The 10,000-nt window shown below is 32.0% G+C and carries 9 protein-coding genes; 7 read left to right on the forward strand and 2 right to left on the reverse strand.

Going from position 1 to position 10,000, the window contains the following annotated elements; all coding sequences use genetic code 11:
* The 7 genes from LDL23_RS04210 to LDL23_RS04240 all read left to right on the forward strand — a co-directional run.
* Nucleotides 1–644 (forward strand): peptide chain release factor-like protein (locus LDL23_RS04210; RefSeq protein WP_291264592.1); only part of this gene is annotated, 644 nt, incomplete at its 5' end.
* 125 nt (nt 645–769) lie between these two features.
* On the forward strand, nt 770–1,768 hold the full coding sequence (gene lpxD, locus LDL23_RS04215; RefSeq protein WP_291264593.1) for a UDP-3-O-(3-hydroxymyristoyl)glucosamine N-acyltransferase: 999 nt from the start codon (nt 770–772) through the stop codon (nt 1,766–1,768).
* A gap of 94 nt (nt 1,769–1,862) precedes the next feature.
* Nucleotides 1,863–3,491, forward strand: coding sequence for a carboxyl transferase domain-containing protein (locus LDL23_RS04220; protein ID WP_194097027.1), 1,629 nt, complete (start codon nt 1,863–1,865; stop codon nt 3,489–3,491).
* 1 nt (nt 3,492) lies between these two features.
* Nucleotides 3,493–4,023, forward strand: coding sequence for a hypothetical protein (locus LDL23_RS04225; RefSeq protein ID WP_291264594.1), 531 nt, complete (start codon nt 3,493–3,495; stop codon nt 4,021–4,023).
* A 2-nt stretch (nt 4,024–4,025) separates the two neighbouring features.
* A complete protein-coding gene (locus tag LDL23_RS04230; protein ID WP_291264595.1) occupies nt 4,026–5,690 on the forward strand; it encodes an RluA family pseudouridine synthase in 1,665 nt (554 codons plus the stop codon).
* A 68-nt stretch (nt 5,691–5,758) separates the two neighbouring features.
* A complete protein-coding gene (locus LDL23_RS04235; protein ID WP_291264596.1) occupies nt 5,759–7,378 on the forward strand; it encodes a M1 family metallopeptidase in 1,620 nt (539 codons plus the stop codon).
* A 101-nt stretch (nt 7,379–7,479) separates the two neighbouring features.
* Entirely contained in the window at nt 7,480–7,902 is a 423-nt protein-coding gene (locus LDL23_RS04240) for a DoxX family protein (RefSeq protein ID WP_291264597.1), read from the forward strand.
* An 86-nt stretch (nt 7,903–7,988) separates the two neighbouring features.
* Here the strand turns inward: LDL23_RS04240 and LDL23_RS04245 are convergent, their stop codons facing one another.
* Both LDL23_RS04245 and LDL23_RS04250 read right to left on the reverse strand, forming a co-directional pair.
* The gene (locus tag LDL23_RS04245; RefSeq protein WP_291264598.1) at nt 7,989–9,044 is read right to left on the reverse strand and encodes an AMP-binding protein; all 1,056 of its coding nucleotides are present in this window, start codon (nt 9,042–9,044) and stop codon (nt 7,989–7,991) included.
* Nucleotides 9,028–9,951, reverse strand: a complete 924-nt coding sequence (locus LDL23_RS04250; RefSeq protein ID WP_291264599.1) for a CPBP family intramembrane glutamic endopeptidase — start codon at nt 9,949–9,951, stop codon at nt 9,028–9,030. The genes LDL23_RS04245 and LDL23_RS04250 overlap by 17 nt, the downstream gene beginning before the upstream one ends.
* Nucleotides 9,952–10,000: the final 49 nt, after the last annotated feature.

The following is a 10,000-nucleotide window of genomic DNA, read 5'->3' on the forward strand; positions in this document are numbered from 1 at the left end:
AAAAACAAGGGTATAAAATCAAAGAATTAAACTTTCAAGAAGGCGATGTCGCCGGAATTAAAACTGTAACCTTAGAATTTGAAGGCGATTTTGCTTTCGGATATTTAAAAGGTGAAAACGGTGTACATCGTTTAGTTAGAATTTCTCCTTTTGATAGTAATGCGAAACGCCATACTTCTTTTGCTTCGGTTTATGTGTATCCTTTGGTGGATGATTCTATTGAAGTTGAAATCAATCCCGCTGATATCGAAATCATTACTTCTCGTTCGAGTGGTGCTGGTGGACAAAACGTTAATAAAGTAGAAACAAAAGTACAATTGTTTCACAAACCAACTGGAATTCAAATTCAGTGTTCAGAAACTCGTTCGCAACAAGACAACCGCCAACGTGCGATGCAAATGTTGAAATCGCAGTTATACGAAATCGAATTAAACAAACGCTTAGCACAAAGAGCCGATATTGAAGCTGGAAAAATGAAAATTGAATGGGGATCGCAAATTCGAAATTATGTAATGCATCCTTATAAATTAGTAAAAGACGTTCGTTCTGGATATGAATCAAGTGACGTTGAAGGAATTATGAACGGTGATATCGATAATTTCCTAAAAGCCTATTTAATGATGATGGGGCAAAAAGAGGAATAATTCAGATAAATCAAATCTTATAAATCCGAATTTCTATTATTGAAATTCGGATTTTTTTATACAATATTTAAAAAAACTAAAATCTTTTTATATATTCGGCAAAACTAAACCCACCAAACCAACTAATGAAACAAATTTCAATCGAAGAAATCAACGAAGTATTAAAAGGAACGATCGTTGGTTTAATAACAACAAAAATTACAGCTCCAGAACAATTAGAAGTCGCTAAAGAAACTGAAATTTCATTTATTGGTAATAAAAAATATGAGAAATTATGGGCAACTTCTAAAGCAGGTGTTGCAGTTGTAAATGAAGATATTTCAATCGAACCAGGAGAAAACAGAGCGTTCATTAAAGTTAAAAATGCGGATTTAGCAATGTCTCAAGTTTTAGCACTTTTTGCTCCTCCTCCACCTGTTTTCAAAACCAATATTCATCCAACAGCAACAATTGACGAAACAGCTCAAATTGGCAATAATGTAAAAATTGGTGCAAATTGCTATGTCGGTCCAAATGTAACCATTGGAGAAAATACTATTTTATATTCAAATGTAACCGTTTTAGATGAATGTACTATTGGTAAAAACACAATCATTTGGTCAGGAGCTGTAGTTAGAGAACGTTGTCATATTGGAAATGATTGTATTATTCATCCAAACGCAACCATCGGTGCTGATGGATTTGGTTTTCGTCCAGATCCTGAAAAAGGATTGGTGAAAATTCCTCAAATTGGAAATGTAATTATTGGGAACAATGTAGAAATTGGTGCTAATACTTGTGTTGACAGAGGAAAATTCAGCTCAACTATTTTAGGAAATGGTTGTAAAATTGACAATTTAGTTCAAATTGGACACAATTCTAAATTAGGAATGTTTTGCATCTTAGCTGGAAATAGTGGCTTAGCTGGTTCAGTAACACTTGGAAATGGCGTAATTATTGGTGGAAGTGTTTCTATAAAAGACCATGTAACTATTGGTGATGGTGCTATGATTGGTGCCGGTTCAGGTGTAGCAGCAGATGTTGAGGCAGGTAAAACAATGTTAGGTTATCCTGCAATTGATGCTAAAGACGCACTTAGACAATGGGCAATTTTAAAAAGAATGGTAAACGATTCCAAAAAATAAACATTCGTTAAAAATTAAGACTAAATCCATCTAAAAAATATATTTTTCGGATGGATTTTGTATTTTAGCCAACCAATAAAACAACAAAACCCAAATGGACTTAAACTTTAATAAAAACGAAGATCATAACAAACTTTTACTTTCCGATTTAAAAAACCGTTTTGCCCAAGTGAAATTAGGTGGCGGACCAAAACGTATCGAAAAATTACATGCTGAAGGTAAAATGACAGCACGTGAACGCATCGATTATCTTTTAGACGAAAAAGCAAAAAGCATTGAAATTGGCGCTTTTGTTGGAGATGGCATGTATAAAGAACATGGCGGATGTCCTTCTGGAGGCGTAGTTGTAAAAATCGGATTTATTTCTGGAAAACAATGTATTGTGGTGGCTAATGACGCTACTGTAAAAGCAGGCGCTTGGTTCCCAATTACCGGAAAAAAGAACCTTCGTGCGCAAGAAATTGCGATGGAAAATCGCTTACCAATTATCTATTTAGTGGATTCGGCTGGTGTTTATTTACCAATGCAAGATGAAATTTTTCCAGACAAAGAACATTTCGGTCGTATTTTTAGGAATAATGCTATCATGAGCAGTATGGGAATTACTCAAATTGCCGCTGTAATGGGAAGTTGTGTAGCTGGTGGTGCTTATTTACCCATCATGAGCGATGAAGCCATGATTGTAGATAAAACCGGAAGTATTTTCTTAGCTGGAAGTTACTTAGTGAAAGCAGCCATTGGAGAAACAATTGATAACGAAACACTTGGTGGAGCAACAACACATTGCGAAATTTCGGGTGTTACGGATTATAAAGCTAAAGATGATAAAGATGCCTTAGACAGAATTAAAAGTATCGTAGGTAAAATTGGTGATTTCGATAAAGCAGGATACAATCGTGTAAAAGCAGAAAAACCAGCTTTGGAACCAAAAGATATTTACGGAATCTTACCAAAATCGAGAGCTGATCAATACGATATGTATGAAATCATCAAACGTTTGGTAGATAATTCAGAATTTGATGAATACAAAGGTGATTACGGAAAAACCTTAATCACAGCTTACGCTCGCATCGATGGTTGGGCGGTTGGAATTGTAGCTAATCAAAGAAAGATTGTAAAAAACGCTAAAGGCGAAATGCAATTTGGTGGAGCAATTTATTCGGATTCAGCTGATAAAGCAACACGTTTTATTGCCAATTGTAACCAAAAGAAAATTCCATTAGTATTTGTACAAGATGTTACCGGATTTATGGTAGGTTCCAAATCAGAACACGGAGGAATCATCAAAGATGGAGCCAAAATGGTGAATGCGATGGCAAATTCAGTTGTACCAAAATTCACTGTTATTGTCGGAAATTCATACGGAGCAGGAAACTATGCGATGTGTGGAAAAGCATATGATCCAAGATTAATCTTCGCTTGGCCAAGTGCCGAATTAGCAGTTATGGGCGGAACACAAGCGGCAAAAGTATTAGCACAAATTGAAGCTTCTTCTTTAAAAGCAAAAGGTGAAGTAATTGATGAAGTAAAAGAAAAAGAATTATTTGATAAAATCAAAGCAAGATACGACGAACAAGTTTCACCATACTACGCAGCTTCTCGTTTATGGACAGATGCTATCATTGATCCATTAGAAACCAGAAATTGGATTTCTATGGGAATTGAAGCAGCCAACCATGCTCCTATTGAAAAACAGTTTAATTTAGGTGTAATTCAAGTTTAATATGAGATATTTATTAGTAATAGTTTACTTATTTTCTATTAATTGTATTTCTCAAAAAAATGTAGATGAAGAAATAGATTCAAAACATTTTACTTTTAAAGACATACATGTTAATAGATTGATAATAAATGAACTAAACTCAGAACAACTTAATTTATTCAAGAATTATTTAAAATCAAACTTTAAGGAAGATTTGGATAGTCTTGGGTATGTTACCATTGTTTATTTACAACCTAAAAAAGATTGTTGGTATAATAATATTGCATATATCAATAATAAAAATTGGTTTAACCCAAAAAATATTGAACCTTACATGAATACTCGATTGTTGATTTCTCACTTTGACAAAAAAAAATCTAAGAATAGTGTTTGGGATAGAGAACAAATACTCTACAATATTTTTCCAAAGGAACCTGATGCTTGTGATTATATGTTAACTATTAATAAAAAAGGAGTATATATTTACAAACCAGGTCATTTTTACATTCCTTATGCAAATGCTTTTTACAACGAATTAAAAGTATATGAATAGAAATGCAAGCCTTTTTTCAATCCTTCAAAACCAATATTTCAGGTATTGCTACACCTGAGAAATTCACCTTTCCTTTTTATTATGAACCTCATGAATTAAGTAGGATTGCCGCAACTGAATTGCAATCGTATTTGGAAACGCAAACCGATTTTGAACATAACTTTGGTTTACAAGAAAATCAAGAAGGTTTGGTAATTGGAAAAATGTTTGGCGTTTTGGTTTGTCAAAATCAAGAAGGTGAACTTGGATATTTATGGGCTTTTTCGGGGAAATTGGCTGGTGTGAATCACCTTCCTTATTTTGTACCGACGATTTTTGATATGTTGCACGAAGATGGTTTTTTTAGAAAAGAAGAAGAAGTTTTGAATGCAATCAATCGTCAAATTGAAATTTTAGAAAATTCAGACGAACTTCAAAACAAGAAAAATCAATTAGACGTTACTAAAATAGAAGCTTTAACCGATATTCAAAATCAAAAAGATAAAATCAAAAGATTGAAGATAGAACGTGATGAAAAACGAATTTCATTTACCAATTTATCTTCATCTGAAATTGAACAATTAGAATTAGAACTTTCGGAAGAAAGCAAAAAAGAGAGCATTTTACTCAAAAAAATGACCAAATATTGGAATTTTCAAATCGAAAATGCTCAGAAAGAAGTCAATTTACTTTTAGATGAAATCAATCAATTAAAAGAAGAGCGCCGAATGAAATCGGGAGCTTTACAGCAAAAACTGTTCGCTGAATATTCGTTTTTGAACCAATTTGGAGAACGAAAAAGTATTGGTGAAATCTTTAATAATAATCCGCCAGCTGGTGCTGGAGAATGTGCTGCTCCCAAATTATTACATTACGCTTTCGAACATAATTTAAAACCTGTTGCTATGGCTGAATTTTGGTGGGGACAATCACCAAAATCAGAAATTAGAAAACACAAACAATTTTATCCGGCTTGTAAAAGTAAGTGCGAACCTATTTTGTTATCACACATGTTACAAGGTTTGGAAATGGAAGCAAATCCGTTTCAAGAAAATCCGGCGGAAGGAAAAAACATAGAAATTGTTTATGAAGATGACATTTTAGCTGTAGTTAATAAACCCGCAGAATTTCTATCTGTTCCTGGGAAAATTATTTCCGATTCGGTTTATCAAAGAGTCAAAGAATTATATCCAAACGCCACTGGACCATTAATTGTGCATCGTTTAGACATGTCGACATCAGGTTTAATGTTAATTGCTAAAGATGAAGAAACCTATGTAAAATTACAAAGTCAATTTATCAAACGAACAATTAAAAAGCGATATGTTGCTTTACTAGATGGAATTTTAGAAGCAAATGATGGTATTATCGATTTACCACTTCGAGTAGATTTAGATGATAGACCAAGACAATTGGTTTGCTACGAACACGGAAAGCCAGCGCAAACTAAATGGGAAAAGATTGAAGTTAAGAATAACCAAACTTTAGTGTACTTCTATCCTATTACGGGTAGAACACATCAATTACGAGTGCATGCTTCACACGAATTAGGTTTAAAAACTCCGATTGTAGGTGATGATTTGTATGGCTCAAAAGCTAATCGTTTGCATTTACATGCTGAAAGTTTAACTTTTATTCATCCTATTTCAAAAGAAGAACTCACTATAACTACCGCTGCAGAATTTTAAAATTCAGTTCTTTTTGTAACATTTTTTCCAATTCAAACTCTTATATTTAGATTTTGAAAATAATCCTTATGAAAAACAGTTTTTTAGTTGTATTAACCTTAATAGGAATCCAACAAATCAATGCTCAATTTACTCGTCGTGATTCACTTCAAGGAGGTTTACGTATCGAAAGAACATCATATGATGTAAAACGTTATGATTTAAATATCACAATAAATCCAGAACAAAAAAGTATTAAAGGTTTTAATGAAATTTCCTTTGAAGTGATGGTTCCAACTCAAAAAATTCAGTTGGATTTATTTGATAATATGAAAGTGGATTCGATTATTTGGAATACTAAAAAATTAAAATACGTTCGCGATAATGATGCCGTTTTCATTGATTTTCCAGAAAAATTAACTTCAAAATCGAATCATAAATTAAAATTTTATTATTCAGGAAATCCTAGAATTGCTAGAAATGCCCCTTGGGATGGTGGTTTTGTATTTTCAAAAGACAAAGCAGGAAAAGACTTTATAGCCGTAGCAGTGCAAGGAACTGGTGCTAGTTTGTGGTATCCAGTAAAAGATTCTCAAACTGACGAACCAGATAATGGTGCTTCCATTAAAGTTGCTGTTCCAAATGGATTGATGAATGTGTCTAACGGACGTTTTTTAGGCTCTCAAGACTTAAAAAATGGCTACACTCGATGGGATTGGGAAGTTAAAAACCCGATTAACAATTACACGATAACAGTAAATATTGCCGATTATGTTCATATTCAGGATAAAATGCCCGATTTGGATTTAGATTATTATGTTTTAAGAGAAAATGAAGCAAAAGCTCGCGAACATTTTATGGAAGTAAAACCAATGATGGAATGTTTTCAGTCGAAATTTGGTCGCTATCCGTTTTGGGAAGATGGTTATAAATTAGTAGAAACGCCGTATTTAGGTATGGAACATCAAAGTGCTGTTGCTTATGGGAATAAGTACAAAAAGGGCTACATGGGGTTTGACTTATCGGGTACCGGTGTTGGGATGTTTTTCGATTATATTACCATTCACGAAACAGGTCATGAATGGTTTGGAAATAGCATTACAAGTACTGATATTGCAGACATGTGGATTCATGAAGGTTTTACCACTTATTCTGAAACGGTATTTATTGAATGTATTAAAGGTTATGATGATGCCATGAAATACATTAACGGGCAAGCTAAAAACGTTAGAAACGATCGACCGATTATTGGTCAGTATGGGGTGAACAATGAAGGTTCTGGAGATATGTATTATAAGGGTGCATTGTTATTAAATACATTAAGACATATTGTTGCCGATGATGCAAAATGGTGGAAAATGTTATATGATTATTCCGAAACTTTCAAAAAGAAAATTATTACTTCAGATACTGTAATTGATTACTTTAACAAGGCTTCAGGTACAGATTTAACACCAATATTTAGACAGTATTTATATACAAATCAACTTCCTGTTTTTATCTATAAAATCAAAGGTGATTATCTATATTATTCATGGGATAATGTAAATGAAGACTTTAATATGCCTATTGATATTGGTTTTGAAGGGAAAAAAATTAGATTATTTCCAACAGCAAAAGAACAGAAAATCAAACTAAAAAAACTCAGTAAAAAGAGTTTCCAAATTTACGACAATCAGTTTTATGTTAAAATTAAAGAAGACAATTAGTCTTCTTTTTTTATTAATTTATGTTTTAATTAACGCATCTAAAAATCATACTGTTTTAATTTTCAGTAAATTAGCCTAGTGTAATTTTAATCCGTTTCTTTATGGCTAGAATTAGAGAATTAAACAAATGGGCTAATGCAAACACATGTATTCCGATAGATATTCTTAGAGTTTCATTAGGTGTTTTTTTACTTTTAAAAGGCGTTTCTTTTATTGTAGATAAAAAATATTTACATGACATTTTAAATTCAGTAGGAAGTTTCGGTAGCGAAATGTTACTTATTCATTATGTTGCAATGGCGCACATGGCAGGTGGAGTAATGATTATCATTGGCTTCTTGACTCGTTGGTCAATTTGGGTTCAGTTACCTATACTTTTAGGTGCTTTCGCAATAAACTTTATTGGTGTATTTAATCCATCAGATTTTGTTCAATCATTAATAGCTTTCGCTACTAGTGTATTTTTCATCTTCTTTGGCAGTGGAAAACATTCTGCAGATTATTATTTAAAAATGGAAGAATAACTACTTAAGGTTGTATAAAAATTTTAATATAGTACTTACATCATAACTTCATAATCCATTCATTTAAGTGTTATATTAGGCATAATTTATACAACCTTTATTTTTTTCAATGTTTGATTTCGATTCACTTTTTTTGTTTCTGTCTCTACAAATTCAGTAACAAACAAGACTTCTTTTGGTCTTTCAAATTTTTCTAAAGAATTAAAAATAGACGAATCAATGTCTCTTTTTTCACCTTCAAGAACTAGAACTACTTTTGAACCTAAAACAGCGTCAGGTTGACTAGTTATAAAAAATCTATTTTTAATTTTTGAAGCTAACTTTGTCTCTATTTGTTCAGGAAATAACTTAACTCCGCCACTATTAATCACATTATCGTAACGACCAATCCATTTGAATTGATTCTCATTTAGAATTTCAACAATATCATTAGTAATTACTTTTTCATCAGTAATACTTGGAACATCAATTACCAAACAATTTCTATCATCATCTGAAATGGAAACATGTTCTAAAACATTGAAATACGGATCTCCTATTTTTTTAGCAGCAATATGTGTTATGGTTTCGGTCATTCCATAAGTTTCATAAATATCTGATTTTATGTTCTTTAATTTTGAAGCTAAATCATCAGAAACTTTTGCTCCACCAATTATTATCTTTTTGAATTGATATAATTTATCTAAACTATTTTCCGCCTGAAGTGGAACAATAGCAACAAAGTCATAATTCTTATGAGGTAATAAATCATCTAGGTGCGAACTCGGAGCCATAATATCTAACTCTAAACCAAGGATCATGGCACGAACAATCATCATTTTTCCAGCAATATATTTAGCAGGCAAACACAGTAGCGCTTTATCTTGAGGATGCAAATTGAAAAAATTTCCTGTTGCAATAGCAGAATAAACCATTGATTGCTTCTTGATTGTAATAACTTTAGGCGCTCCTGTAGTTCCAGAAGTAATCAACTGAATTGTTTCTTTATCATCTAACCAATCCAATAAAAAAACACCTAAATCATTTTCATAATCTTTACCTTCTTTTATTAAAGTGTAAGCTAATTGATAAAGTGCTTCTTTATCAAAATGAAAATCATTAATTTTAAATCGATTGTGTATATTTTTATAATGTGGAATCATCTAAATCAATTTCTTTGTTGCCTTCTATTAATTTTCCTGTCAATTTTTCTCTCCAATTGTTCCAACCATAAACTTTAGAAAAAATTAAAAGTAAGATTGGAAATATTACAAAAACAGGTGTTAAAACATCAAAGCCAGCTGATGGTTCTGACAAATCTTTTAAAATAGAATTGGTTTGAAATGCTGTCCAATCTGCCGTTAGTAATAAAGCTCCAACCAAATTATTAGCTGCGTGAAATCCTAAAGCTAATTCAAGACCTTCGTCCATTAAAGTCATAATTCCTAGGAAAAATCCGGTTCCTATGTAGTAAATCATAATAATATAACCAATTTTTCCAACTTCTGGATTAGCAATGTGCATTAAACCAAACAACACAGATGTAATTATTAAAGGAATTAATCTGCTATTTGATGCTAAACCAATTCCTTGCATCATATGACCTCTAAAAAGATACTCTTCAAAACTCGTTTGCATTGGAACTAAAACAACGGCTAACATAAGAAAAATAAAAAATTTCTCAGGATTAAAATTCCAAACAAAATTCTCAGGTTGTGTAAAATAAAGCCCTAAAATCATTAAAGTAGTAATGCTTCCCCATAGGAAGAAAGAGAAAAAAACGCGTTTCCAATCGATTTTTGTTCTTGAAGTAGTCAAACTAGTTATCGATTGTCCTTGAACGAATTTCACCCAAAACAAAACAATCAATAATCCAAAAGCTAATGGTCCTACAAGTGCTACAAAAGTTAAATTTACACCTATCATTTTGATAGTCTGCTGAATAACTTCGTTAGTATCTACTCCATCAGACATTAAAAAATTAACAAGCATTAATAAAATGAATCCCAAAGGAATTGGTAAATAAGAAAATAAGTTAACTTTTTTAGATTTTAATTGTTCGATATACATATTTTTAAACGAATTAAGTTTGCTACTAAAGTACTATTTTTTATTTCTT

Source organism: Flavobacterium sp. (genome assembly GCF_020217025.1).
Lineage (GTDB): Bacteria > Bacteroidota > Bacteroidia > Flavobacteriales > Flavobacteriaceae > Flavobacterium.